This is a genomic window from Endothiovibrio diazotrophicus (assembly GCF_054657215.1).
Genome location: NZ_BAAHXB010000015.1, coordinates 1 through 24,321 on the forward strand (window position 1 = coordinate 1; position 24,321 = coordinate 24,321).

Genomic DNA, 24,321 nt, shown 5'->3' on the forward strand with positions numbered 1-24,321 from the left:
GGGGGATCGAGCTGCGGACGCGGGATTGCGGCCCCGCGAGTCGATCCCCCGTCGTCCGCCAGGCTCCGAGATGCGGTGGATTGGCGGTGTTGCTATCATGCGCCTCCCCCATTTCCCGCTTCATGCCCGCCGTGGGATCACCGCTGGACGGGGTTTGGGGACTCGTCGCCGTGGGGTGGGACGAAGAGGGGCGGATGGCTCAAACGCCGACGACGGAGGGTGCTGGAGTATGTTGACGGCCGGGTGCTACCGCGAGCGCTACCTTCGGGCATTGGGCGAGCGTCTGCCCGGTGCGGCGGAGGTGTTCCTGTTTTACAAGGGGCGCGTGGCGCTCTACGCCGCGTTGCGCGCCATGGGCGTTGGTGCCGGCGACGAGGTGGTGGTTCCCGGCTACACCTGTGTGGTGGTGCCCAACGCGGTGATGTACACCGGCGCGACGCCGGTATACGCGGATGTCTCGCCCGGCTCCTACACCCTCGACGTGGAGCGGCTGCGCGAGGCCATCGGCCCGCGCACCAAGGTGATCGTGGCGCAGAACACCTATGGCCTCAGCCACGGACTGGACGCGGTGGCGGAGCTGGCGCGGGAGCGCGGGGTCTTCCTGGTGGAGGATTGCGCTCACGGTTTCGGCGGCCGTTACCGCGGGCGCGCCAACGGCGCCACCGGGGACGCAGCGATCTTCTCCAGCCAATGGAACAAGCCCTTTTCCACCGGCATCGGCGGATTCCTTGCCGTCAACAACCCGGACCTGGTTCCGGCGGTCCGCGAGGCCTGCGCCTCCCTGGTGGAGCCGTCGCGCTCCGAGCGCTGGATGCTGCGCCTGCTGTTCGGCGTCCGCACCCACCTCGTCGGGGACCGCACCTACTGGGCGGCCCGGCGGATCTACCGCCGCTTGAGTGCCCTCAATCTGGTGGTCGGCTCGTCCAGCGGCGAGGAGTTGGTGTCGCCGGAGCTGCCCGACGGGTATTTCAAGGGGATGAGCGGGTTTCAGGCGCAGGTCGGGCTGCGCGCCGTGCGCGGAGTGGACGAGAACATCGCCCTGAGGAAAGCGAACGGCGTTGCGCTGACCCGCTTTCTGCGTGAGCGGGGCAAGAACCACGTCGGTGACGCATTTTTCGCTGACCACTCCTTTTTGACCTATCCGCTGCTGGTGGAGGAGCGGGAGGCGTTCTTCCGTCTGGCCGAGGAGGCCAGGGTTCCGCTCGGCGACTGGTTCGTCTCACCGCTGCATCCGGTGACCAGCGGGCTCGAACGGTGGGGGTTCGATCCCGCCCGCTGTCCGGTGGGGACTCGGACGGCACGGAAAATGGTCAATCTGCCCACGGATCAGCGCGACTTGTCGCGGCTGCTGGGCTTCCTGGAGCGGCACCTGCACCTGATCACCGACCATGACGGGGAGCTCCGGTGTCGGGCGGATGCGGGGCCGGCGGAATGAAGGGGGGGCGTGGAAGGTTGAACGTCCTGGTCCTGCACCGGGTCGCGCGGGGAGAGCCGCAGGCGTGGGCCGACGTCTCGCTGCCGATGTTCGACGCCCTGCTCGACCACCTGGGAGAGGGGGGACTGGAGGTCACCACCGTCGGCCGCGGTACGGGCGGTTCGCGGCCGGCGATCTGTCTCAGTTTCGACGATGGCTGGCGGAGCGACTACGAACTGGTGTTTCCGCGCCTGCTGGAGCGGGGCGTCCGTGCCACCTTCTTCATCACCACCGACTGGGTGGGGCGGGCGGACCACGTGAGCTGGGCGCAGCTGCGGGAGATGGCGGAGGCGGGCATGGAGATCGGTTCCCACAGCGTGACCCATCCCCACCTCGCCACCCTGCCGAGGGCGGAGGCGGAGCGGGAACTGGTGGACTCCAAGTGCCGCCTCGAACAGGCCCTCGGTTCGGCGGTCACGGCCTTCGCCTATCCGTATGGCGATTGTTCACCGCGTACCCACCGCCAGGCGGGCGCGGCGGGCTATCGCTCGATCTGCACCTCGCGGCCGGGATTCGCGGTGTGGGGCGCGCGTACCTATCCGCGCAACTCCGTCAACCGCCACCACGGCCTGGGCGAGTTGGCCACGCTGGTGGCGCCGCCGGCGGGAGAGCGGTTCCGTCGCCAAGCCCACTACTGGTTCCGCGAGTCGCTCAAGCGCACCCTCGGGCACACCGGTTACGTGTGGCTGCGCGACACCTTGTATCGTCGCGGGTGACGAATCTGCATGGTCCATTTTCGGGAGTTGAGCGATGACGATCGACGGCGTGATGGCCGCCATCCTGTGGGGCGGGGTCTTCCTGATCCTCTACACCTGGGTGATTTTTCCACTGGGCGTCGCGCTGTTGGCCCGCGTTCGCCGGCGGGCGCCGCTGCCGACCGAACCGGAGCGCTGGCCGACCCTTTCGGTGATCATCGCGGCCTACAACGAGGAGGCCTCGATCGCGGCGCGAATCGAGAACCTGCGTGAGCAGGACTACCCAGCCGATCGGATCGAGGTCATCGTCGCTTCGGACGGCTCCGGCGATCGAACGGTGGAGATCGCGCGGGGCTTCCCCGAGGTCAAGGTCTTGGCCTACGAGCGGAATCGCGGCAAGGCCAGCGTCCACAACGACGCGGTGCTCGAGGCGAGCGGCGAGATCCTGGTGTTCAGCGACGCGGAGACGCTGTTCGAGTCCGATTTCCTGCGCCGCGCGGTCAGCCATCTGACCGACCCCGCCTATGGCGGGGGGGCGGGGGACTATACCTTCAGACCGCTCGGTTCGATGGGGGAGAGCGAGAACCTCTACTGGCGCATGGAGAAGGCGATCCGGCGTGCGGAGTATGCCGCCGGTTGTCTGCCGTTTACCTCCGGCGGCTGCTTCCTGATGCGTCGGGAACTCTACATGCCGATTCCGCCCCATTCCGATATCGACAACCTGATGCCGCTCCATATCATCGCCAGCGGAAAGCGGGTGTTCCACGCCAGCGATGCCAAGGCCTACGACGTGACGGTGGCGGATGCCGGGACGCACTTCCGCAAGCGTCTGCGCACCGCCCAGCGCAGCTTTACCGACATGGTTTGGTTCCTCCCCCGGTTGTGGCGCGCCGGGGCGGTCGGGATCATCGGGGTGGTGGTCTCCCACCGTTTCATCCGCTGGTTTACCGGTTGGCTGTGGCTGCTGGTGCTGCTGGCGAATGTCGCCCTGGTGGCAGCGCACTCCGCGGATGGCGGGTTGTGGTCCGTGCTGTTGGCGATGCAGCTGGCCGCACTGACGTTCTGCGGGGTCGGCCGGGTGGTGGAACGCCAGCGGATCGAATGGATTCCCATGTCGGGGCTGGCACGGGCGGCCTACAGCTTCCTGCTGGCCATCACCGCGTTCTCGATCGCGGTGTTGCGGGCCGCCCGTGGCCAGCGTATCGAGCGCTGGACCACGCGTACATGAGTCGGGTGGGCGGTCGGGGACGCGCTCCCGGTGCCGCCCCCCCGGCGGGGGTGTTGGCCGCGATGACGCCGTCGCGCGGGAGACGGGAGGTGGCGCCGGCCGACCGGGTTGGCCCAGGCGGGGTGCTGGTCGCGCTGGTCGCGGTGACGCTGCTCGCCCTGGTGAGCTACGGCATCAGTCTGCGCTACCACCATATCTACAACCTCGAGCCGCTGCTATCGGCCGGCATCGCGTCCGATGACCACCTGGGGGGCGGCAACCCCCTGTCGCTCACCTACTACTACCTGCGCCACCTGTCGCCCCTGCTCGAGGGCGACGTGGCGTTCACCGCGGCCTCGCTGCTCCAGCGGCTGGTTCTGCTGGGGTTGTTGTTCGCGGTGGTCCGCACGCTGCTGCGGCGCAACGACGCCGCCCTCGCGGTCACCCTGCTCTTCTCGCTCTCCTATCACTACTATGCCCACGGGCTGGTCCACCTCGGACTGTGGAGCAAGCCGGTCTTCTTTCCGCTGAGCCTGTCGGCGACGCTGCTGCTCGCCGGAACCTGGGCGCTGCTGCGGCGGAGGTTGGCGATCGCCTACGCCGCGTTGATCCTGGCGATGCAGATGCACCCGCTGAATGGGGTGGGCGCGCTGGCCTATCTCCTGCCGGGGGTGTGGCTCCACGCGTGGTCGGAAGGTGAGCGCCGCTGGTCCCATGCCGCCGGCGGGTTGGCGTTGGCCGGGTCGCTCGGTTATATCGCCGTAATCACCATGGGGCATGATCTGCCGACCATGGGGGCCACCGTAGAGGAGTGGTACCGGTACGCCTTCGCGCTGGATGCCGATGACGTGTCGGCGCTCTGGTCGATCGGTTTCGGCGGTTTCGTCTACCTCCCGGTCGGTGTGATCGCGCTGCGCCTGTCGCTGCGGGAGTGGGCCCGCCGTCAACCGCTCGACTATCTGGTGGTCGGCTCCTTCGCCGCGTTGGCGGCGGTCCTCGCGGTGGAGTCGATGCACGGCTTCGGGCTCTTCGCGGGGAGGTTTTCCGAGCTGTTCATCGGTGTCGAGCCACGCCGGGGGATGTGGGTCTTTGCCCTGTTTTCCCTGGCGCGGATCGCCCGGGCGGTGGTCGAGGCGGGGGACGCGGGGTTGCGCGGGGAGCGCCTGGCGGGGTGGGGGCTGTCGGCCGCTACGGCCGCCTACCTGTTTCCCTCCGGTGTCGTGGCATCGCTGTTCCTGCTGGGGGTGGCGCTGGTGCGGCGCGAGCGCTGGTGGTTCGCCCTGTGGCTCGGTGCGGGGGCGCTCGCCGCCCTGCAATGGCACCTCTTCGGCGGGGACTCCAATACCGTCCGCGCCCTCTGGGGATCGTTGGCGCTGTTCGGGGCGACGCTCGTCCTCTACCGCGTGGTCGCCTCCCGTTGCGGTGATCGTGGCTGGGTGGCGCTGGGTGTGCCGCTGCTGCTGTTCGTTTCGCTGGCGCTGGTCAACGGCGTGCGTTCCGGGCGGCTGGAGGCGAGTTTCACCGATGGCGGACGGGGCCTTGCCTACGTTCAGCAGGTGGCCCGGCAGACCCGGCCGGGGTTGCCCGCCGAGGAGGCCGGCGGCTGCGTCGGCGACGATGCGCGCCGGCATCCGGTGGCGCCGGGCGCCAAGGTGGTGGCTCCCCCCAACAGCGGCTTTCGGGACTTCGATTTCGGCATGGAGGTCTTCATCGACGGGACCGATCACGATTACTCGATCTTTACCAAGCCGAGGTACGAGTACTTGAAGGCCAAACTGAGGGCGCTCTACGGCGCGGAGGCGGTTCGGGAGTTCGTCGAGCTGCGGGCGACGGCGGCGACCAAGGGCGAATGGGTGGGGAGGCTGAACCGGATCCACCACCGCGTCGATCCGTTCGCCGAGGCCGGCCGGCTGCGCTCGCTTGGTGTCGCCTATTGGTTGACCGAACGGCCGTTGGTGGGGCATCCGTCCATCTGCCGGGCGGGAAAATATTTCATTTATCGTCTTTGAGATGGGACGGGCATTCGGGGAAGGTTGCTGATGTTTTCCAATATCTATCGAGGCAAGCGGGTCGTCGTCACCGGGCACACCGGTTTCAAGGGGGGGTGGCTGACCAGTTGGCTGCTCAAGATGGGCGCGGAGGTGATCGGTGTCTCCAAGGATATTCCCACCCAGCCGTCGATGTTTGAGGCGCTGGAGCTGGAGGGGCGCATTCGCCACCACGTCGTCGATATCCGGGAGCTGGAGCCGTTGCGCCGGGTGCTGCAGGAGACGCAGCCCGATTTCGTCTTCCATATGGCCGCCCAGCCGCTGGTCTCCGAGGCGTACCGGGATCCGTTGACCACGGTCGGCACCAACGTCCTGGGCACCGTCAACGTGCTCGAGGCGTTGCGCGCGCTGGAGATGCCCTGCGTGGCGCTGATCATCACCAGCGACAAGTGTTACGAGAACGTGGAGTGGCCGTGGGGCTATCGGGAGACCGACGTCCTGGGGGGGAAGGATGTCTACAGCGGGTCGAAGGCCGCGGCGGAGGTGCTGTTCCGCGCCTACCGCCATTCGTTCTTCCAGGGGGAGCGGGCCGAGGGGGTGCGCCTCGCGTCGGTGCGCGCAGGCAACGTGATCGGGGGGGGGGACTGGGCGGCCGACCGGATCGTTCCCGATTGCGTGCGGGCGTGGAGCGAGGGGCGTCCGGTGGTGATCCGCTCACCCCATACCACCCGCCCCTGGCAGCACGTGCTGGAGCCGCTGAGCGGCTACCTGGCGCTGGCCCAGGCGCTGGCCGCCGATCCGCAACTGCATGGCGAGAGCTTCAATTTCGGCCCCTTGTCGGAACAGAACAAGACGGTGCTGGAGCTCCTTACCGGGCTCGCCGGCCAGTGGGGGTTCGGCGCGGACGAGCCGTTCTACGAATACGCCGGCAACACTTCGTTCCACGAGGCCCAACTGCTCAAGCTCAATTGCGACAAGGCGCTGTTCCACCTCAAGTGGCGGCCGACCCTCGGCTATGACGAGGTGGTGGAGATGGTGGCCGAGTGGTACCTCGCCTTCTATCGCGGGGGCGACGTCTTCGACCTCACCCAGCGTCAACTGGCCCGCTACGAAGAGGCGGCCACGGAGCGGGGGCTGCCGTGGACGGCGTGACCATCGACGGGGTGGTGCTCACGCCGCTGCGCCGCATCGCGGGCGAGGACGGCGGCGTGATGCATGCCATGAAGCGCTCGCAACCGGGTTTCCACGGTTTCGGCGAGGCCTACTTCTCCGAGGTGTTCCGGGGGGCGGTGAAGCCGTGGCGCTGCCATCGTCGAATGACCATGAATCTGGTGGTCGCGAGCGGCGCGGTGCGCTTCTCGCTGTATGACGAACGGGACTCCAGTCCGACCCGGGGGGCGCTCCAACAGGTGTGTCTGTCGCCGGCGAATTACCAGCGTTTGACCGTTCCTCCCGGGGTTTGGGTGTCGTTCCGCGGGGAGGGGGAGGCGCCCAACCTGATTCTCAACATCGCCGACCGGGAGCACGACGACGAGGAGGTCGTGAAGCGCCCGCTCGACACGCGGGAGATTCCGTTCGATTGGCGTTCGCTGGAGGAGGTCGTGGATGGATAGGGTATTGGTGACCGGCGGGTTCGGCTACGTCGGCGGGCGCATCGTCGACCATCTGCGGCGTTGCGGCTTCGATGTGGCGGTAAGCACCCGGCGCCCGCAGGCGGCCGCCCCGGAATGGGCGGCGCGGGTCGCGCTGATCGACCACGCGCAGGTCGTCGCTGCCGGTGGCGCCGGGGCGCTGGCGGGCTTCGCCGCGGTGGTCCATCTGGCGGGGATGAACGAAGTGGACTGCGCCGCGCGGCCCGACCAGGCGCTGCTGGTCAACGGGGTCGACAGCGTGCGCCTGCTGGGCAACGCGGTGGAGGCCGGCGTCCGGCGTTTCCTCTATTTCTCCACGGCCCACGTCTACGGGTCGCCGCTGGCGGGCGTGATCGACGAGGAGCGCCGGGCCGAGCCCCGCCACCCTTACGCCATCAGCCACCGGGTGGTGGAGGACTACCTGTTGGCGAGCGCGGAGCGCGGGTCGATCGACGGCATCGTGCTGCGCTTGTCCAATGCCGTCGGGGCGCCCATGGATCCCGCCGTCAATCGCTGGATGTTGCTGGCCAACGATCTGTGTGCCCAGGCGGTGCGCGGCGACACCCTGGTGTTGAAGAGCGGGGGAGTGCAGGAGCGCGACTTCATTCCCCTCGAAGACGTGGCGCGTGCCGTGGAGCACTTCCTCGCGGACGGGCGCGAGGGGCGCCGGGAGCGGCTGTTCAATCTGGGGGCGGGGCGTTCGTACTCGGTCTATGCATTGGCCGAGCTGGTGCGGGATCGCGCGCAACGCGTGATGGCGCGCCAATTTTCGATTACCCGTCCGGAGCCGAAGGCGGCGGAGGCGACCACGCTTCACTACCGCACCGAACGCCTGCTGGCGGACGGTTTTCGGTACACCGGTTCCTTGGAGCGGGAAATTGATGATACCATCCGGCTCTGCCTCAGGTTTCCCCACCCCGCGTAGGGGGTTTTCCCGGTCGAAAAAACGTCATGTTCCGCTCGCTGGGCGGGGTTCGCCCGTGCGTGGGGAGCACGGCGTTTGGAAGGCGGTCTCCCGGACCGCTGCGGCGCACAGGCCGCCCGTAAGAGGCGGAGAGCGATCCCGATCGGCCGAAGATGCATAAGTATAACCACCGGAAACAGACCTACTTGCTGGCCGCGATCGGTGCGATCCTGGTCTACTCGATTTTCACGCGGCTACTGCGCATCCATATCGGCGACGCGGCCTACGTGCCGGCCCTGCTGATGGCCGCGGCGGCAGCCTTGCCGGTATTGCGCGCGATGCTCGTGCCCCATCAGGTGCGCCTGTTCGGGATGGACCTGCTGATGATCGGATTCGCGTGGGGGGTGGCGATCGCCATGTCCCACGCGGTCTACCGCTCCTCCTTCTATACCGAAACCGGAATCATCCTCCACGTCGGGTTGCCGGTGATGTTCTACGTCCTGGCCCGTGACCTGCGCATCGAGCTACGCTGGTTCCTCATGCTGTTCGCGCTGTTTGGTTTGGTCTACGACCTCTACATGATCGCCGAATTTCTGGCCTACGAGTGGATGCCGGAGACCCGCGTCTTCATCCGCAACTACTTCCAGACGGTGGGCGTGGACGGACAGGAGAGTTGCCGCAGTTTCCCGCTGCTTCCCGGGAACAGCCATTGTCGGGCGTTCGGGCCGCTGTTCGAGCAGTCCGCCTCGGCGGTGCCCTCCGTCTGGTTCTTCTTCTTCTATCTGCTGAGCGGGCGTTTGGGTCTGCCGCTGCCCCGCTGGGCGGTGGCGCTCCTGGCGGGGCTGTCGCTCCTCGCCATCTACGTCGGGCTGTCGAAAACCGCGTTTGCGCTGTTGGCGGTATCGCTGTTGGTCTATGCGCTGCTTTTTGCCCCCGAGGGGCGATGGCGGAAATGGGGCCGTACTGCGATATTGGTGGGGACGGTCGGGGCCGTCGCGGGGTTCGTGAAGTTCTTCCTGTTCGATACCGGGCACGGTTTCAACGTGGCGAAGGCCCACCGCTACCTCGAGGGCTTCTTCCTCTTCCCGCTCCAGGGGATGTACTACAACCTCGTCGGCGGGCTCCCTTCGGCGGTGGTCGGTTGCGGGGTCGGGCTGAGCTGCGCGGAGCTGCGGGCCCCGGAGATCGGAATGCTCAAGAACATGGTGAAGTTCGGCGGCATCACGGTGCTGCTGTTCGAGTTCATGATGTTGAGGGCGATCCACCTCACCTGGCATCGTCTGCCGGCCATGGCCTTTCTCCTGGTCGTGATCCTGCTCTCCCAGATGCACTACCCCGTGGTGTTGAAGTATCCCTCCAGTCTCATCGTCTTCGTGTTGCTGGCGGTGATCGTGCATGCGTTCGAGATGCGTCCCGCGGAGATCGCGGGCAGCGCCCGCGCTGAATCCGGGTCCTCTCCCGGTGGCGTGAAGGAGCAACGGGGGTGACCGACCTGCTGCGCGGATATCGGGGGCAGACGTTCCTGATCGTCCTATTCGTCGCCACGTTCCTGCGCCCGTTCGGCGAGCCGGGCTACGACCCCCTGCTCTCCCTGGGGGTGGTCGCCGCGGTGTTCGCCGCGCTCGCCATGGTGTTCAGGGGCGAGTTGTGGCTCGCTTGGCGCCGACTTCGGGGGCGGCCGTTCGAAACGGCGGCGGCGGCCACCGCGGTAGGGTTTCTCATCAGCGTGGGGGAGGCGGTCCAGCGGGTATCGGTCGAGCCCGGCGGTTCCCTGGTCACCCAGGTCGCCTATCCGGCACTGGTCACGCTGGTCTTCATCGGGTTGCTGCTGGTGATTCGCCGCGTGGGGGTTGGTGGCTGGCCCTGGGCGGTGATGGGGCTGGTGGTTGCGGTCCATCTCTTCGCGCTCTGGCTGCTGCTCGATCCCGCAGGGGCGGACGCGATCTACCACTGGACCCGCGGCGGCGAATGGGCGTATCGCCAGCTTTGGCGCTATCCCTCGGTCTTCTCCAATCCGACGGTATACGGTTCGATCGGTGGGATGCTGCTGCTCTTCTGGGTCGCGTGGCTGTCGGAGCGGTCGGCGCTGCCGATGGCGCCCTGGCGGCGTTGGCGCGACGGGGTGGCGGTGGCGATCGTGGTGGTGGCGAGCGGGATCGGGCTTGCCGTATCCCAGTCGGTGGCGGGGGTGGCCGGCGTGGTGGCCGGCCTGGTGGTGATGGCGGCCTCTTCGCGGCGGGGGCGTAGATGGGTGCTGGCGGTCCTCTTCTGCGGGGTGGTCGCGGTTCACATGTATGCGGCGCTCGACCCCTGGTTCGCCTCCCATGCCGGGCGTACCCTCCCCTATTTGCTCGATTTGCGCCAGTATGTCGCCCCGGAGCGACCGCTGCCCGCGGTCGATCTGCCGGTGGACCCATGGCATGGCCGTCTGCGGATATGGGCGGCGGCGCTCGGCTACGTGCGGGACGCGCCGCTGTTCGGTATCGGGTACGGCCAATTCCGGGTCGAGATGGACGGGCTGCACAACGTTCACAACCTCTATCTGCAGGTACTCGCCGAGGGTGGGCTGGTGATGTTCGTGCCGTTCGTCGCGATGCTGTCGATCATCGGCTGGCGCTTGCGCGGGACCGCGTGGCTGGGGGTCTACGTGGGGGTCCTGGTGACCCACGTCCCCAACAACCTTTTTGACTACTCCCTCCCGTGGGCCGTGAGCGCGGCCTGGGTGGCGGCCCACTTTCGTCCCGCACGGGAGGTGGCTGGGACTGGTGAGGAGGAGGGCGCGGGCGGAGGGGAAGGGTTTGCGGTCGCCCGGCGAACGGAGGTGTCCGGCGATGCGGTGGCGCCGGTGGGGCCGCGGAAGGGCTGAATTTTGGCGTATCGCCGGTTGGCGATGCACGTGTTTGACGCCTCGGGTGGAAAGCTGGCAACAACGGTTTCCGCCTTGAGGCCGGTGGGCGCAAATGGTCGAGGGCGTACGGCGTACTATGGTAACGATCGGCGAGTGCGAACCGGAGGTGGCCGCGCAGTGGCGCGGCGAGCGGCAGGAGCGGCGCCTGTTTCAGGAGTCCTGGTGGATGGAGGCGGTTGCCGAGGGGCGGGGGCTGGCGCTGGGGATGCTGCGCGCCGAGCGCGACGGTGAGGTGCTCGCCTATCTGCCCTACTGGGTCCACACCCGCGGTCCGCTGCGGCGCATGGGGAGTCCCTTGCGCGGGACCTTTACCGCCTTCACCGGGTTTCTCGAACCGTCGGTATTGAGCGGTGTCGATCGGGGTCGGATCGGGACGGCGGTGTTGCGTCATTGGCGCGCCCGGGGGGCCAATTGGGTGGAACTCGGCTTCGAGCGGGAAGAGGAGGCGGTGTCCGAGGCGTTGGTCGCCGCCGGTTGCGAGGTCGATCGTCCGTCGACCTTCGTCCTCGACGTTCCCGGCGGAGAGGAGGAGGCCTGGGAGGTGCTTACCGGGCGGGCGCGCAACATGGTTCGCAAGGCGCGCAAGTGCGGCGTGGAGATCCGACGGCTGGAGGGGACGGCGGCGGAGGTCGCGGCGTTCTACGAGGTGTTGGGTGCCACCTTCGCGAAGTCGGGGAGGACGCCGCCCCATTCGCAGCGCTTTTACGAGGTTCTCGTATCGCGTCTGGTGCCGGGCGGGAGGATGCTGTTTCTCGCCGCGGAGTGTGATGGCGAGACCGTCGCCTACGGCATGTTCCCCTTCAACCCGCGAGAGATCCACTACCTCAGCGGGGCCTCCCTCCCCGCCGCCAACAAGGTTGCGGCCAACAGTCTGATCCAGTGGGAGGCGATCCGTGCCGCGGCCGAGAGGGGGATTGTCCATTACGACTTCGGCGGTTCCGGAATCGCCTCGATCGACAAGTTCAAGATGAGCTTCGGCGGGCGCCCCGCCAGCTACTGCCGCTACGTCTGGATGGGGACGTGGGTGGGGTTGGCGTATCGCGGATACATGAGGTGGCGGCCGGTACTGGACCGCTTCATCAAGCCGTGATCCGCGGTCGGCGTTTCAGGCTGCCCGCCCGTCAAGGGCCATTGGTTCTTTCCGCGTCCCTTACCCACTCCGTTCGAACTGGAGGCATCAGATAGCTATGGCGTTCGCCGATTTTTTCAAAGACAAAAACGTACTGGTCACCGGTGTGGCGGGGACCGTCGGACTGGCCTTGGCGAAGCGGCTGAGTGGTCTCGGGGTGGCGTCGCTCGCCGGCCTGGACAACAACGAGTCGGGCCTGTTCATGGTCCAGCATCTGCTCGGTGACGGTTTTCGCGCGGTGCTCGGCGACATCCGTGACCGCGACCGGTTGACCTCCGCCTTTGCCGGATGCGACGTGGTGTTTCACGCCGCCGCGCTCAAGCACGTGCCGCTGTGCGAGCAGCACCCGCTGGAGGCGGTGCAGACGAATATCCTCGGTACCCAGAATGTGGTTCACGCCGCGATGGCCGCCGAGGTCCCGCGGGTGGTTTATACCTCCACCGACAAGGCGGTCAACCCGCCGAACGTGATGGGTGCGTCGAAATTGATGGGGGAGCACCTGATGAAGGCGGCCAACGTCGCCGCCGCGGGGCAGGTGTTCTCCTCCACCCGTTTCGGCAACGTGCTCGGCTCGCGGGGATCGGTGCTGCCGGTGTTCCATCGCCAGATCCGCAGTGGCGGCCCGCTGACGCTCACCTCGCGGGAGATGACCCGTTTCGTCATGACCCTGGAGAAGTCGGTCGATCTGGTGCTGGAGGCGGCCAACATCGCGCGCGGCGGGGAGACCATGATCACCAAAATGGCGACCGTGCGCATCGCCGATCTGGCCGAGGTGATGATCGAGGCGCTGGCGCCGCGCTATGGTCACCGCCCGGAGTCCATCGAAATCATCGAGAGCGGTCCACGCCCCGGGGAGAAGCTGTACGAGGAGCTGATGAACGTCGAGGAGGTGAGGCGCTCGGTGGAGCTGGAGAACCACTTCGTGGTGTTGCCCGCGCTGACCGATTTCTACGAGGTGCAGGCCTCCGACTATCCGGGGCTGCGTCCCGGGGAACTGGTGCGCCCCTACAATTCGGCCAATGAGGTCCCGATGGGCAAGGCCGAGTTGCGCGAATACCTGGAGAACACCGGATTGCTCGATGGGGAGGAGGTCGCATGAAGGTCCTGATTCTCGGCGGCGACGGCTATCTCGGTTGGCCCACCGCGATGCACCTCTCCGCCGCCGGTCACGACGTGGCGGTGGTGGACAACTATCTGCGCCGGAGCATCTCCCGCGACGAGGACGTGGAGCCGCTGTTCGAGGTGCCCAACCTGCATTGGCGAAGTCGGCGGTGGGAGGAGCTGAGCGGTCGCCACATCGGGGTCCATATCGGTGATCTGCGCCGCTGGGATTTCGTCGCCGAGGTGTTCGCCGAGGTTCGGCCCGACGCGATCGTCCATTACGCGGAGCAGCCGTCGGCGCCCTATTCGATGCTCAACCGTCGCGCCTCGATGCTGACCCTCAGCAACAATCTGGAGGTGACCGCCAATACGATCTTCGCGATGCGGGAGTTCGTGCCGGAGGCCCATCTGGTCAAGTTGGGGACCATGGGGGAGTATGGAACCCCCAACATCGACATCGAGGAGGGGTGGCTCGACGTCGAGCACAACGGTCGGCGGGAGCGTTTTCTCTACCCCCGTCAGGCGGGAAGCCTCTATCACACCACCAAGATCATGGACACCGATCTGCTCTGGTATTACGTCCGGGTGTGGGGGCTGAAGGTGACCGATCTGATGCAGGGGCCGGTCTACGGGATCGACACCGACGAGTGCGCGGGACACGACGAGCTGAGGACCTTCTTCAACTACGACGAGCTGTTCGGGACGGTGGTCAACCGCTTCGTCGTGCAGGCGGTGGCCGGGTATCCGTTGACCGTCTACGGCAAGGGGGGGCAGACCCGCGGTTATCTGAACATCCGCGACACCCTGCAGTGCGTGCGCCTGTCGCTGGAGCGCCCCGCGACCGCCGGTGAGCTGCGCATCTTCAATCAGTTCACCGAAGCGTTCAGTGTCAACCAGTTGGCGGAGATGGTGCGCGGAGCCGGCGCGCGGGTGGGGTTGGCGGTGGACGTCGAGCATCTCGAGAATCCGCGCAAGGAGTTGGAGGAGCATTACTACAATCCGGTGCACACCGGGTTGCTTGAGCTGGGGTTGGAGCCCCATTCGCTGACCGAGGAGGTGCTGGCCGGGATGATTGAGATCGTGACCCGCCACCGTGAGACGATCGACCGGCACAAGATTTTCCGGAATTCCCGATGGGCGTGATGTTCGTGGGGAGGCACAGCGGGGGGAGCGGTTCGGCTCCGGAGCGGGGTGGATGCGTCGATGGTTAATGACTTCGTCAGAAAATATCTGAACATCGGCGGGTTTCCACGTACCGTCAAGCGGCTGATTATGGTCGCCGCCGACCTGTTGCTGATCCCGTTTGCATTGTGGAGCGCGGTGGTGTTGCGACTCGGCGAATTCAGCCCGGATGTGCGTTCGTTCGCCGTGCTTTTCCTGATCGCGCCGGTGGTCACCGTTCCGGTCTTTTCGGCCCTCGGGCTCTATCGGGCGATCGTGCGCTTCATGGGCAGCCAGGCGGTGGCCGCGGTGTTCAAGGGCGCGGCGGTGTCGGCAATGGCGATCGCCTCCATCACGCTGATCCTCGGCGTTCAGGGCGTTCCCCGTTCGGTCTTCTTTATCTATGGTGGGTGCCTGGTGCTCTACGTCGGCGGCAGTCGCTATCTGGTGCGCCGCTATTTCGATCTGCTGCGCACCGCCCCGCTCTCCCGTGTCGGGGTGGCGATCTACGGGGCAGGCCACTCGGGCCGCCAGTTGGCGACCGCCCTGGCCAATGAAAAGGTGTACAAGGTGGCGGCCTTCATCGACGACAACCCCGCGCTGCACGGCAGCTCGATCAACGGCATACGGATCTACCACCCCGCCGAGCTGAAGTCGTTGATCGGTGAGTGGCGGATTCAGCAGGTGCTGCTGGCGATGCCGTCGATCAGTCGGGGGGCGCGCAGGTCGATCGTGGATCGGCTGGAGCCGTTGCCCGTGCTGGTGCGTACCATCCCGGGCGTCGGTGAGCTGATGTCGGGGGAGGTGTCGGTGGAGCAACTGCGCGACGTCGACATCGAGGATCTGTTGGGGCGCGACACGGTCGCCGCGGACAGTGGACTGCCCGGTGCCTTCATCAGCGGCAAGTCGGTGATGGTGAGCGGGGCGGGCGGCTCCATCGGGGCGGAGCTGTGTCGCCAGATCGTGCGCCTCGGTCCCGCCCGCCTGGTACTGATGGAGATATCCGAGTTCGCCCTCTATCAGGTGGAGCGCGAGCTGCTGCAACTGATCGGCGGTGACGGTCTTGACGTGGAGATCGTCCCGCTGCTCGGTACGGTGGTCGACCAGCGCCGGATGGAGGAGGTGATGAGGGTCTTCGAGGTGAGCACGGTCTACCACGCCGCCGCCTACAAGCACGTCCCACTGGTCGAGCACAATGTTATCGAAGGGGTGCGCAACAATATCTTCGGCACCCTCAGCGCGGCGCAGGCGGCGAAGGCGGCCGGGGTGGAGCTGTTTGTCCTGATCTCCACCGACAAGGCGGTGCGTCCCACCAACGTCATGGGGTGCACCAAGCGTTTTGCCGAGCTGATTCTGCAGGGGCTGAGCGAGGAGAGCTCGGGAATGCGCCTGTGCATGGTCCGTTTCGGCAACGTGCTCGGTTCCTCCGGCTCGGTGGTACCGCTGTTTCGCAATCAGATCCGCAGGGGCGGGCCGGTGACGGTTACCCACCCGGAGATCGTCCGCTATTTCATGACCATCGCCGAGGCGGTGGAGCTGGTGCTCCAGGCGGGTTCCATGAGTCAGGGCGGGGAGGTGTTTCTGTTGGATATGGGGGAGCCGGTCAAGATCCTGGATCTGGCGCGCCGCATGATTCACCTGATGGGGTTCGAGGTGCTCGACGAGAGCAATCCGGGGGGGGATATCGCCATCCAGTTCACCGGGTTGCGGCCGGGGGAAAAGCTCTATGAGGAGTTGCTGATCGGCGACAACGTCGCCGGTACGGCGCATCCGAGAATCATGCGCGGGTTGGAGGCGATGATCCCCAACAAGGAACTCAACCGGCGGATCGAGACCTTGCGCGCGATCTGTGAGCGGGGCGATTGCGCCGAGCTGCGGGAGTTTCTGATCGAAACGGTGAGCGGATATACCCCGCGGGGCGACATCCAGGACCTGCTGTGGCAGCGCAAGGGGATCGATCGCGCGGGGATGGCGGCGGAGGAACGGAGTTTGCGGGAGGAGGACTAAGGGCCCGCGAAAGAATAACTTCCTGTTTTGGAACACCGAGCCACTCCGCCCGGCGGCGTTGCGCAAAGGGTTGCATACAACGAGTATGCGCCCCTTTGCGCGCCTTGCCGGACGGACGTCTCGACGCCCCAAAACAGGAAGTTATTCTTTCGCGGGCCCTAAGGGCGATCAGTCCTCGATCACACTGCGCATGCCCGCGAGGAACGCTTCGGTGCGGAACTTTTGCGCCCGCTCCTCGCAGGCGGCCCGCATGGTTCCGGCACGTTCGGCATCGAGTCGGTGCACCGCCTCGGCGATCGCCTCGGGGGTGGGGGGCGCGGGCAGCAGGATGCCGGTCTCGCCGTCGGTAATGGTTTCCCGCAGGCCGCCCTCGTCGACTCCGATGACCGGTTTTCCCGCCGCCATCGACTCCACCGGCGCCATGCCGAAATCCTCCTGCGCAGGGATGTAGATCGTGGCAATGGCGTGACCCACTAGTTGGCGCAGTTGCGGCTCGTCGACCCAGCCGGTGAATTCGATGTTCGGCGCGCCGGCGGCGATGCGTTTCAGCCGCTGCAGCTCCGGCCCCCCCGAGGTGACGATCAGTCGCCTGTCCAGTAGTTCGCGGAACGCGCGGACGATACGATCGACCCGCTTGAGTCCGTCCAGTCTGGCGGTAGAGAGGTAGTAGTCTCCGTTGCCGCCCCAGCTGAAACGCTCGGTATCGCACGGCGGATAGACGACCGTGGAGTTCCGCCCGAGGTAGTGTTCGACGCGCTGCCGAATGTTCTCCGAGTTGACGATGATCCGATCCATTTTCGCGATCGCCGCTTCATAGCGCGGTCGCAGGTAGGCGATCAGTGCGTGGAGCACCGGCCTTTGCCATGCGGGGGTCTGCGCCATGAAATAGTCGCGCTGGTCGTAGATGAAGCGAGGCGGCGTGTGGCAGTAGTGGAGGTTGCGCCCCCGCGGGTGATTCTCCACCGCGAGGGGCGTGACCACACCGCTGTAGATTGCGGTGTCGTAGTTGTCGAGGAACTGGGTCCGACGACGATAGGCGTGCGCCAGGGCGAAACTGCGTAGTCCGGGGTGGTGCAGGCGCACGCCGAGATCGTGGATGGCGAGTCCGTGAAACGCCTCCGGCGGGTAGCTCTCCTCGGTACGGTAGCCGTAGCAGAGGTCCAACCCGAGGCCTTGGGCCATCAGCAGGCAGAGGCGCTCTCCGCCACCGCGGATGGCGAAATAGTCGTGGATCAGGACTCCGTGCGAGGCCACGCGATACTCCGGAAGATGGTTGCGCCTAGGATCGCGAATAATACCAACTCCCTTACCACCAGCCCACCGACTGCGCCCAGTGCCCCCCAGGCGGGGATCAGCGCCAGGTCAACGGCGACGTTGGCCAGGATGGCAATCAGCTGGGCGAAGATGAACGGACGGACCTGCCCCATGGCGACCAGGGCGTGGGCGAACAGTCCGGAGAGCAACAGCATCGGCAGGGACAGGAACAGCCCACGCAACAGCGGGACCGCCGGGGCGTAGGCGCTGCCGTACAGCAGGGTGGTGAGCCAGGGGGCGGCCAGCGCACCGGCGGCGGCGGCGGTCACGCCGCCGGCGGCGAGCAGGCGGGTGGCGCCGGCCACCAGCGGCGAGAGCGACCCGCCCTGGCGGGCGACCTTCACCAGGTTCGGGAACAGCGCGGTGACGTAGGCCGTCGCGACGATGAAACCCCCTTCGGCGAGTCGCCAGGCGGCGGAGAAGTGCCCGACCTCGTCGCTTCCGCGCAGCGCGTCGAGCAGGAACAGGTCGAGGCGGCCGAGGGTGGCGGCAAGCAGCGCGGTCATCCACAGCGGCAGCGCCTCCAGGGCGATCTCCTTTACCCGCCGTGAGGGCGGAGGGGAAAGGCGGGTGGAATGGCGGAGGGCGAGCGCGCTGACGGCGCCGAGGGTGAGCAGGTGGGTCAGGAGGTAGAGCGTGGCCACCGCGGTGAGGCCCCCTCCGTCGCGCACCACGAGCGCGGAGGCGACGAAGAACAGGGTCTTCTGGGCCAGGCCGGCCTTGGCCTCCAGGTCGAGTCGTCCGATCCCGCGCAGCAGCCCGTTGACGAAGCCGGTCGCCGACAGGGCGGTGGCGCCGCAGAGCAGAAGCGCGGTTTCGGCGATGGGGAATCCGAGCAGCGGGGCCGCGGTGAGAAACGACGCCAGCGCGGCGCCACTGGTGAGCAGTTTCAGGCGGATCGCCGCGGCGGTGATGCGCTCCCCATGGCCGGCGACGTGGCGTGTGATCAGTACATCGAGGCCGAAGTCCGCGATGATCCCGTTGATCGCGGCGTAGGCGAAAAGGACGTTGAATTGCCCGAAACGTTCCGGTTCCCAGTAGCGGGCGAGCAGCAGCCACGTGCCCATCAGCAACAGCCCGCCGCCGGCCAGGTGGGCCGCTTGCCAGGTGACCAGTGCCCAGTGGCGGCCGGCGGTGGGGGACGAGTGGGGGGGGTGTTGCATGCCGGGGAAGGAGGGGCGCGGTTTCCGAACTTGGCGAGTCGTGGAATGGCGCGAGGCGATGCCGTTGCTCGCCTCCGCGGTCGCTTGCACAAGCGCGCAAGTATAGCGTAGAGCCGGCTGAGGATACCCCGCTGCCTATCGCGGGGGAGGGAGATTCAGTACAATGGCCCGCCGTTTTTCGGACGCCCCTTCGGTCAGCGCCATGATTGCTTCGCGTGTGGTAGTGATTGTTCCGGCCCACAACGAGCAGGACAGCGTTGCCGGGGTCGTCTCCTCCGTTCGTCGGTGTTACGGATTTCAAGTGGTGGTGGTCGACGACGGGAGTCACGACGCCACCGCCGAGCGCGCCGCCCTCGCGGGCGCACGGGTGATTCGCCACGCGGAGTGCATCGGGGCCTGGGGAGCGATGCAGACCGGGCTGATCCTGGCGGCGCGGGAAGGGTTCGAGCTGGCGATTACCATGGATGCCGACGGACAGCACGACCCGCGGGCGGTGGAGTCTCTGCTCGCGGCCCGGGACGCCTCCTCGGCCGACGTCGTAATCGGCGCCTGCACCGGGCGGGGTGGTTGGGCCCGGCGTCTGGTGTGGATGGCGTTTCGCCGGTTGACCGGGCTGGATGTGCGGGACCTGACGTCCGGCTTCCGCCTGTACGGACGTTCGGCGATTGAGCGGCTGGTGGCGGAGGATGCCGCCTTTCTCCAATACCAGGATGTCGGGGTGCTGATGTTGCTGAGGGCGAGTGGCATGTCGGTGGTGGAAGTGGGGGTGTCGATGTCTCCGAGACTCCACGGGGAATCGAAGATATTCGGCTCCTGGATGGCGGTGGTGGGCTACCTGTCCCACACGCTGCTGCTCAGCGCCTGCAAGTGGGGACGCCAGGGCGGCGATGGACGGGTGGGGGACGGCCGGTGATCGACTACCGCTGGGTGTCGCTGCTGATGGGGCTGATGGTCTCCGGCGTGATCGTGTTCCTGGTGCGCCGCGATCGGCTGCACACGCGTTTCGCCGGGTGGTGGGTGATGATCGCGCTGGTGGTGGCGGCGACCGGGGCGTTTCCCGGAATCGTCGATTGGATCGCCTCCAGGCTCGGTATTCACTACCCGCCGGTGTTGGCGCTGGTGACCGGTATGGGGTTGCTGTTGATCAAGCTGCTGCTGATGGATATCGAACACTCGCGCACGGAGTTGCGGCTGCTCCGGCTGACCCAGCGATTGGCGCTGCTGGAGGAGTCGTGTCGTCGCGGGAAGGGTGGTGACGAGTAGCCGTTCGGTGCCGAATGGCCGGCGGCCGACTCGAAGATGAATTTTTCTCGAATTGGGGGATGCCAGTGTTGAAGGTGGCAAATGCGCGGATCGCGGTGGTCGGTCTGGGGTATGTGGGGCTCCCGCTCGCCCTGGAGTTCGGTCGTCGCTATCCGACGGTGGGTTTCGATATCGATCAGGCGCGCGTCGAGGAGCTGCGGCGGGGGCGGGACAGCACCCTGGAGGCGTCTCCCGAGGAGATGGCCGCCGCGACCCAGCTCGGATATACCGCCGACCTGTCGGCGATCGCCGAGTGCAACGTCTATGTGGTCACGGTACCCACCCCGGTGGACAAGAACCGGCGCCCGGACCTCTCGCCGCTGATCGACGCCAGTCGCGCGGTGGGCGGCGTGCTGCGCCAGGGGGACGTGGTGATCTACGAATCCACCGTCTATCCGGGGGCCACCGAGGAGGAGTGCGTCCCGATTCTGGAGCGGGAGTCGGGGTTGGTGTTCAACCAGGGATTCTTTGTCGGGTACAGCCCCGAGCGGATCAATCCCGGCGACAAGCAGCACCGCCTGACGAACATCGTCAAGGTGACCGCCGGCTCCACCGAGGCGGCGTCGGTGTTCGTCGACGAACTCTATCGCTCGGTGATCACGGCGGGGACGCATCGCGCCAGCTCCATCCGCGTCGCCGAGGCGGCAAAGGTGATCGAGAACACCCAGCGCGACGTCAACATCGCCCTGGTGAACGAGCTCGCACTGCTGTTCGGGCGTTTGGGCATCGATACGCTGGAAGTGCTGGAGGCGGCGGGAACCAAATGGAATTTCCTGCCCTTTCGCCCCGGGCTCGTGGGTGGCCACTGCATCGGTGTCGATCCCTACTACCTCACGCACAAGGCCCAGGAGGTCGGCTACCACCCGGAGATCATCCTCGCCGGTCGTCGGATCAATGACGGCATGGGCGGTGTCGTGGCGGGAGACGTGGTCAAGCTGATGACGCGGCGGGGTATTCGGGTCGCCGGTTCGACGGTGCTGGTACTCGGTTTCTCCTTCAAGGAGGACTGTCCGGACGTACGCAACACGCGGGTGATCGATATCATCGACGAGCTGGGGGAATACGGCGTCACGGTCGAGGTGTGGGATCCGTGGGTCGATCCCGCCGTGGTGGAGCGGGAGTACGGTTTTCTGCCCGTCGAGGCGGCGGCGGTGGGGCGGTACGACGCGGTCGTCGTCGCCGTCGCCCACCGGCAGTTCGTCGAATTGGGTGTCGGCGGTGTGCGTGTCTTCTGTAAGCCCGACTCCGTTATTTACGACGTCAAGGGGCTCTTCCCCGCCGAGACGGTGGATGGCCGCCTGTAGCGTGGGCGAGGGTTGGATAATGGAGTGGCAGGGTGGTGAACGACGTGGATGATCGAGAGTTCCTGGCGTTCGCGCGGCCGTCAATCGGAGAAGAGGAGATCGAGGAGGTCGTCCGGGTGCTGCGTTCCGGCTGGCTCACGACCGGCAAGGTGGCGCGTTCGTTCGAAGAGGCGTTTGCCGAGAAGGTGGGGGCAAAATATGCCGCCGCCGTGAACTCCGCCACGGCCGGCCTCCACCTTTCGCTGGAGGCCTTGGGGGTTGGCGAGGGGGACAAGGTGGTCACCACTCCCTACACCTTCACCGCCACCGCGGAGGTGGTTCATTACCTCGGCGCGGAGGTGGTGTTCGTCGATGTGGACTCCGAGACCTGCCTGATGGATCTCGATCGGGTGGCGGAGATTGCCGACCAGCCGGGGGTTCGGGTCGTCCTTCCGGTCCACTTCGCGGGGCAGACCGTGGATATGGGGGCGCTGTGCTCGATGGCGGCATCCAGCGGTTGGCGGGTGGTGGAGGACGCGGCCCACTCCTTTCCGGCCACTTGCGGCGATCGTCCGGTGGGCAGTATCGGTGATGCGACCGTATTCAGCTTCTACGTGACCAAGACGATCACCACCGGGGAAGGGGGCATGGTCACCTGTGACGATCCGGAGGTGATACGGCGGATCCGTACCATGCGCCTCCATGGGGTGGATCGGGATATCTTCGATCGCTACAGCTCCAGGCGTCCGTCGTGGTACTACGAGGTCGTCGCTCCCGGCTTCAAATACAACATGACCGACATCGCGGCGGCGATCGGTGTCCACCAACTGGCTCGCGCCGACGAGTTTCGACGTCGGCGTGCGGCCATCGCCGAGGCCTACTCCCGGGAGCTGCGCGGGTTGCCGTTGCGCCTCCCGTCGACGCGCGCCGACGGCGACATGCATGCGTGGCACCTCTACGTCGTGCAGTTGGAGCTGGAGCGGCTCGATATCGATCGTGACCGCTTCATCGAACTGATGGTGGAGCACCGAATCGGGGTCAGCGTCCACTTCATTCCCCTCCATCTGCAGACCTATTGGCGTCAGCGGTATGGCTTTACCCCCGACTCGTTTCCCGTCGCCACCGACGTCTACCATCGAGCGGTCAGTCTGCCGATCTATCCGGCGATGGATGATGGTGATGTTGCGCGAGTGATCGAGGCGGTGAGGGATATCCTCGAAGCGCACGGGCGATGAAGCGGTTGTTCGATCTGGTGAGTGCGGTCACCGGACTCGTGATGCTCTTTCCGGTTCTGCTGCTCGTCGCGTTGTGGATCAAGTTGGACTCGCCTGGCCCGGTGTTTTTCCGCCAGTGGCGGGTGGGGCGGCGGGGGCACCCGTTCAGGATCTGGAAATTCCGCACGATGGTCCGCGACGGTGAACGTCAGGGATTGCGGATCACGGTGGGGGGGGATGCCCGTATCACCCGCAGCGGGAGGTTACTGCGAAAGTTCAAGTTTGATGAGTTGCCGCAGTTGCTGAATGTGGTCAGCGGTGACATGAGCTTGGTCGGTCCTCGTCCGGAGGTGGCGGAGTACGTCGCCCACTACCCCGACGATCTGCGGGAGCTGGTCCTTTCGGTGCGTCCGGGAATCACCGACTTGGCGTCGGTCGAATATCGCGACGAGAACGAGCGGCTGGCCCGTGCCGCCGATCCCCATAAGGAGTACATCGAGCAAATCCTGCCGATCAAGCTCGAGTACTATCGGCGGTATGTCGAGGAGCGCTCCTTCTGGCGGGATCTCTGGATCATCGCGCTGACCGTGGGGGCGATCTTCACCGAGCGCAGTGGAGCGGGCGATGGTGGAGAGTGAGCGGTGCCGGTGGTTGCGTGGTGCGGCGTCCCGCTCCCTCCCCGTCGTCGCAGCGCATCGTGGCGCGCGCGCGGGGACACGGCGGCGTGGCCTACGATATACTCCTCCCGGTAATCGTGCGGATTTTTTTCTTATGAGTCTCAGTTTTCTCGAATTCGAAAAGCCCATCGCAGAGCTGGAAGCGAAGATCGAAGAGCTTCGCTATCTGGGCAACGACAACGGCGTCAATATCGCCGAGGAGGTGGCCCACCTGGAGAGCAAGAGCCGGGAGCTCACCGAGCAGCTCTTCACCAACCTCTCCTCCTGGCAGATCTCCCAGTTGGCGCGCCATCCCCAGCGCCCCTACACCCTCGACTATGTCGAGCGTATCTTCACCGGCTTCGAAGAGCTGCACGGCGATCGTGCCTTCGCCGACGATCCGGCCATCGTCGGCGGGGTTGCGCGCCTCGACGGCCGGCCGGTGATGGTGATCGGCCACCAGAAGGGGCGCGACACCAAGGAGAAGCTCAGGCGCAACTTCGGCATGCCCCGTCCCGAGGGGTACCGCAAGGCGTTGCGTCTGATGGAGATGGCCGAGCGCTTCAAGTTGCCGATCCTTACCTTCATCGATACCTCCGGTGCCTACCCCGGGGTCGACGCCGAGGCCCGCGGCCAGTCCGAGGCGATCGCCCGCAACCTGCGGGTGATGGCCGAGCTGAAGGTACCGATCATCTGCACCGTGATCGGTGAGGGAGGGTCTGGCGGGGCGCTGGCGATCGGCGTCGGCGACCGCCTGCTGATGCTGCAGTATTCCACCTATTCGGTGATCTCTCCCGAGGGCTGTGCATCGATCCTGTGGAAGAGTGCGGAGAAGGCCGCCGACGCCGCCGAGGCGCTGGGCATTACCTCGGATCGGCTGAAGGAACTGGGACTGGTCGACGAGGTGATTCCGGAGCCGCTCGGTTCCGCCTATCGCAGCGTCGATGCCATGGCCGCGGCCTTGAAGAGTGCCCTGGTCAGCAATCTGGAGACACTGGAGCGGCTCTCCGCCATCGATCTGGTGGAGAGCCGCTACCAGCGGTTGATGAATTACGGCTCCTTCAAGGAGATCGATTGATCGGAAGCGCGTGGCGCGTCCCGATTGTCGGAGCACCCCGTCGGAGGGACGGCGCCCGCAGTGGGAGGCGGGCAGGAAATGCAGGCTAGGGCGGGTGCGGGAGAGG

At 66.5% G+C, this 24,321-nt stretch carries 21 protein-coding genes; 19 read left to right on the forward strand and 2 right to left on the reverse strand.

What is annotated here, in order from left to right:
* Positions 1–229 precede the first annotated feature (229 nt).
* The 13 genes from ACYQ2W_RS06165 (at position 230) to ACYQ2W_RS06225 (ending at position 16,205) form a co-directional block, all read left to right on the forward strand.
* A complete protein-coding gene (locus ACYQ2W_RS06165; protein WP_459864308.1) occupies positions 230–1,435 on the forward strand; it encodes a DegT/DnrJ/EryC1/StrS family aminotransferase in 1,206 nt (401 codons plus the stop codon).
* 17 nt (positions 1,436–1,452) lie between these two features.
* Entirely contained in the window at positions 1,453–2,190 is a 738-nt protein-coding gene (locus ACYQ2W_RS06170) for a polysaccharide deacetylase family protein (RefSeq protein WP_459864310.1), read from the forward strand.
* A gap of 34 nt (positions 2,191–2,224) precedes the next feature.
* Entirely contained in the window at positions 2,225–3,397 is a 1,173-nt protein-coding gene (locus ACYQ2W_RS06175; RefSeq protein WP_459864312.1) for a glycosyltransferase family 2 protein, read from the forward strand.
* Positions 3,398–3,486: 89 nt separating this feature from the next.
* On the forward strand, positions 3,487–5,385 hold the full coding sequence (locus ACYQ2W_RS06180; protein WP_459864314.1) for a hypothetical protein: 1,899 nt from the start codon (positions 3,487–3,489) through the stop codon (positions 5,383–5,385).
* Positions 5,386–5,415: 30 nt separating this feature from the next.
* Positions 5,416–6,516, forward strand: coding sequence for a CDP-glucose 4,6-dehydratase (rfbG, locus tag ACYQ2W_RS06185; protein WP_459864316.1), 1,101 nt, complete (start codon positions 5,416–5,418; stop codon positions 6,514–6,516).
* The gene (locus ACYQ2W_RS06190; protein ID WP_459864318.1) at positions 6,504–6,977 is read left to right on the forward strand and encodes a hypothetical protein; all 474 of its coding nucleotides are present in this window, start codon (positions 6,504–6,506) and stop codon (positions 6,975–6,977) included. Before rfbG ends, ACYQ2W_RS06190 begins: the two co-directional genes overlap by 13 nt.
* A complete protein-coding gene (locus tag ACYQ2W_RS06195) occupies positions 6,970–7,920 on the forward strand; it encodes an SDR family oxidoreductase (RefSeq protein ID WP_459864320.1) in 951 nt (316 codons plus the stop codon). Before ACYQ2W_RS06190 ends, ACYQ2W_RS06195 begins: the two co-directional genes overlap by 8 nt.
* 152 nt (positions 7,921–8,072) lie before the next feature.
* Entirely contained in the window at positions 8,073–9,386 is a 1,314-nt protein-coding gene (locus ACYQ2W_RS06200; protein ID WP_459864323.1) for a hypothetical protein, read from the forward strand.
* Entirely contained in the window at positions 9,383–10,765 is a 1,383-nt protein-coding gene (locus ACYQ2W_RS06205) for an O-antigen ligase family protein (RefSeq protein WP_459864325.1), read from the forward strand. The genes ACYQ2W_RS06200 and ACYQ2W_RS06205 overlap by 4 nt, the downstream gene beginning before the upstream one ends.
* 118 nt (positions 10,766–10,883) lie before the next feature.
* Positions 10,884–11,897, forward strand: coding sequence for a lipid II:glycine glycyltransferase FemX (locus ACYQ2W_RS06210; protein WP_459864327.1), 1,014 nt, complete (start codon positions 10,884–10,886; stop codon positions 11,895–11,897).
* A 97-nt stretch (positions 11,898–11,994) separates the two neighbouring features.
* Positions 11,995–13,035 (forward strand): SDR family NAD(P)-dependent oxidoreductase, encoded by a 1,041-nt coding sequence (locus ACYQ2W_RS06215; RefSeq protein WP_459864328.1) that lies wholly within the window; start codon positions 11,995–11,997, stop codon positions 13,033–13,035.
* Positions 13,032–14,180 (forward strand): NAD-dependent epimerase/dehydratase family protein, encoded by a 1,149-nt coding sequence (locus ACYQ2W_RS06220; RefSeq protein ID WP_459864329.1) that lies wholly within the window; start codon positions 13,032–13,034, stop codon positions 14,178–14,180. The genes ACYQ2W_RS06215 and ACYQ2W_RS06220 overlap by 4 nt, the downstream gene beginning before the upstream one ends.
* Positions 14,181–14,240: 60 nt before the next feature.
* Positions 14,241–16,205 (forward strand): polysaccharide biosynthesis protein, encoded by a 1,965-nt coding sequence (locus ACYQ2W_RS06225; RefSeq protein ID WP_459864331.1) that lies wholly within the window; start codon positions 14,241–14,243, stop codon positions 16,203–16,205.
* Between the two features lie 168 nt (positions 16,206–16,373).
* Here ACYQ2W_RS06225 and ACYQ2W_RS06230 read toward each other — a convergent pair whose 3' ends face one another.
* Both ACYQ2W_RS06230 and ACYQ2W_RS06235 read right to left on the reverse strand, forming a co-directional pair.
* On the reverse strand, positions 16,374–17,459 hold the full coding sequence (locus tag ACYQ2W_RS06230; protein ID WP_459864333.1) for a glycosyltransferase: 1,086 nt from the start codon (positions 17,457–17,459) through the stop codon (positions 16,374–16,376).
* A complete protein-coding gene (locus ACYQ2W_RS06235; RefSeq protein ID WP_459864335.1) occupies positions 17,438–18,682 on the reverse strand; it encodes an oligosaccharide flippase family protein in 1,245 nt (414 codons plus the stop codon). Before ACYQ2W_RS06235 ends, ACYQ2W_RS06230 begins: the two co-directional genes overlap by 22 nt.
* Positions 18,683–18,884: 202 nt before the next feature.
* Between ACYQ2W_RS06235 and ACYQ2W_RS06240 the strand changes: the two genes are divergently transcribed.
* From ACYQ2W_RS06240 to accA, 6 genes are all read left to right on the forward strand, one after another.
* A complete protein-coding gene (locus tag ACYQ2W_RS06240) occupies positions 18,885–19,595 on the forward strand; it encodes a glycosyltransferase family 2 protein (protein WP_459864337.1) in 711 nt (236 codons plus the stop codon).
* Positions 19,592–19,945 carry a DUF2304 family protein gene (locus ACYQ2W_RS06245; RefSeq protein ID WP_459864339.1) on the forward strand — a complete coding sequence of 118 codons (354 nt, stop codon included), beginning with the start codon at positions 19,592–19,594 and terminating at the stop codon, positions 19,943–19,945. Before ACYQ2W_RS06240 ends, ACYQ2W_RS06245 begins: the two co-directional genes overlap by 4 nt.
* Before the next feature lie 65 nt (positions 19,946–20,010).
* Positions 20,011–21,288, forward strand: coding sequence for a Vi polysaccharide biosynthesis UDP-N-acetylglucosamine C-6 dehydrogenase TviB (gene tviB, locus ACYQ2W_RS06250; protein WP_459864430.1), 1,278 nt, complete (start codon positions 20,011–20,013; stop codon positions 21,286–21,288).
* A 35-nt stretch (positions 21,289–21,323) separates the two neighbouring features.
* A complete protein-coding gene (locus ACYQ2W_RS06255) occupies positions 21,324–22,502 on the forward strand; it encodes a DegT/DnrJ/EryC1/StrS family aminotransferase (protein ID WP_459864341.1) in 1,179 nt (392 codons plus the stop codon).
* The gene (locus ACYQ2W_RS06260; protein WP_459864343.1) at positions 22,499–23,119 is read left to right on the forward strand and encodes a sugar transferase; all 621 of its coding nucleotides are present in this window, start codon (positions 22,499–22,501) and stop codon (positions 23,117–23,119) included. The genes ACYQ2W_RS06255 and ACYQ2W_RS06260 overlap by 4 nt, the downstream gene beginning before the upstream one ends.
* Positions 23,120–23,252: 133 nt before the next feature.
* The gene (accA, locus tag ACYQ2W_RS06265; RefSeq protein ID WP_459864345.1) at positions 23,253–24,215 is read left to right on the forward strand and encodes an acetyl-CoA carboxylase carboxyl transferase subunit alpha; all 963 of its coding nucleotides are present in this window, start codon (positions 23,253–23,255) and stop codon (positions 24,213–24,215) included.
* Positions 24,216–24,321: the final 106 nt, after the last annotated feature.

What these genes read in the sequence shown, in the direction of transcription:
- ACYQ2W_RS06175 (WP_459864312.1), top strand. Translation starts at nt 2,225, where the DNA reads ATGACGATCGACGGCGTGATGGCCGCCATCCTGTGGGGCGGGGTCTTC.
- ACYQ2W_RS06200 (WP_459864323.1), top strand. Translation starts at nt 8,073, where the DNA reads ATGCATAAGTATAACCACCGGAAACAGACCTACTTGCTGGCCGCGATC.
- ACYQ2W_RS06220 (WP_459864329.1), top strand. Translation starts at nt 13,032, where the DNA reads ATGAAGGTCCTGATTCTCGGCGGCGACGGCTATCTCGGTTGGCCCACC.
- ACYQ2W_RS06210 (WP_459864327.1), top strand. Translation starts at nt 10,884, where the DNA reads ATGGTAACGATCGGCGAGTGCGAACCGGAGGTGGCCGCGCAGTGGCGC.
- accA (WP_459864345.1), top strand. Translation starts at nt 23,253, where the DNA reads ATGAGTCTCAGTTTTCTCGAATTCGAAAAGCCCATCGCAGAGCTGGAA.
- ACYQ2W_RS06260 (WP_459864343.1), top strand. Translation starts at nt 22,499, where the DNA reads ATGAAGCGGTTGTTCGATCTGGTGAGTGCGGTCACCGGACTCGTGATG.
- rfbG (WP_459864316.1), top strand. Translation starts at nt 5,416, where the DNA reads ATGTTTTCCAATATCTATCGAGGCAAGCGGGTCGTCGTCACCGGGCAC.
- ACYQ2W_RS06225 (WP_459864331.1), top strand. Translation starts at nt 14,241, where the DNA reads ATGGTTAATGACTTCGTCAGAAAATATCTGAACATCGGCGGGTTTCCA.
- ACYQ2W_RS06235 (WP_459864335.1), bottom strand. Translation starts at nt 18,682, where the DNA reads ATGCAACACCCCCCCCACTCGTCCCCCACCGCCGGCCGCCACTGGGCA.
- ACYQ2W_RS06165 (WP_459864308.1), top strand. Translation starts at nt 230, where the DNA reads ATGTTGACGGCCGGGTGCTACCGCGAGCGCTACCTTCGGGCATTGGGC.
- ACYQ2W_RS06215 (WP_459864328.1), top strand. Translation starts at nt 11,995, where the DNA reads ATGGCGTTCGCCGATTTTTTCAAAGACAAAAACGTACTGGTCACCGGT.
- ACYQ2W_RS06195 (WP_459864320.1), top strand. Translation starts at nt 6,970, where the DNA reads ATGGATAGGGTATTGGTGACCGGCGGGTTCGGCTACGTCGGCGGGCGC.
- ACYQ2W_RS06240 (WP_459864337.1), top strand. Translation starts at nt 18,885, where the DNA reads ATGATTGCTTCGCGTGTGGTAGTGATTGTTCCGGCCCACAACGAGCAG.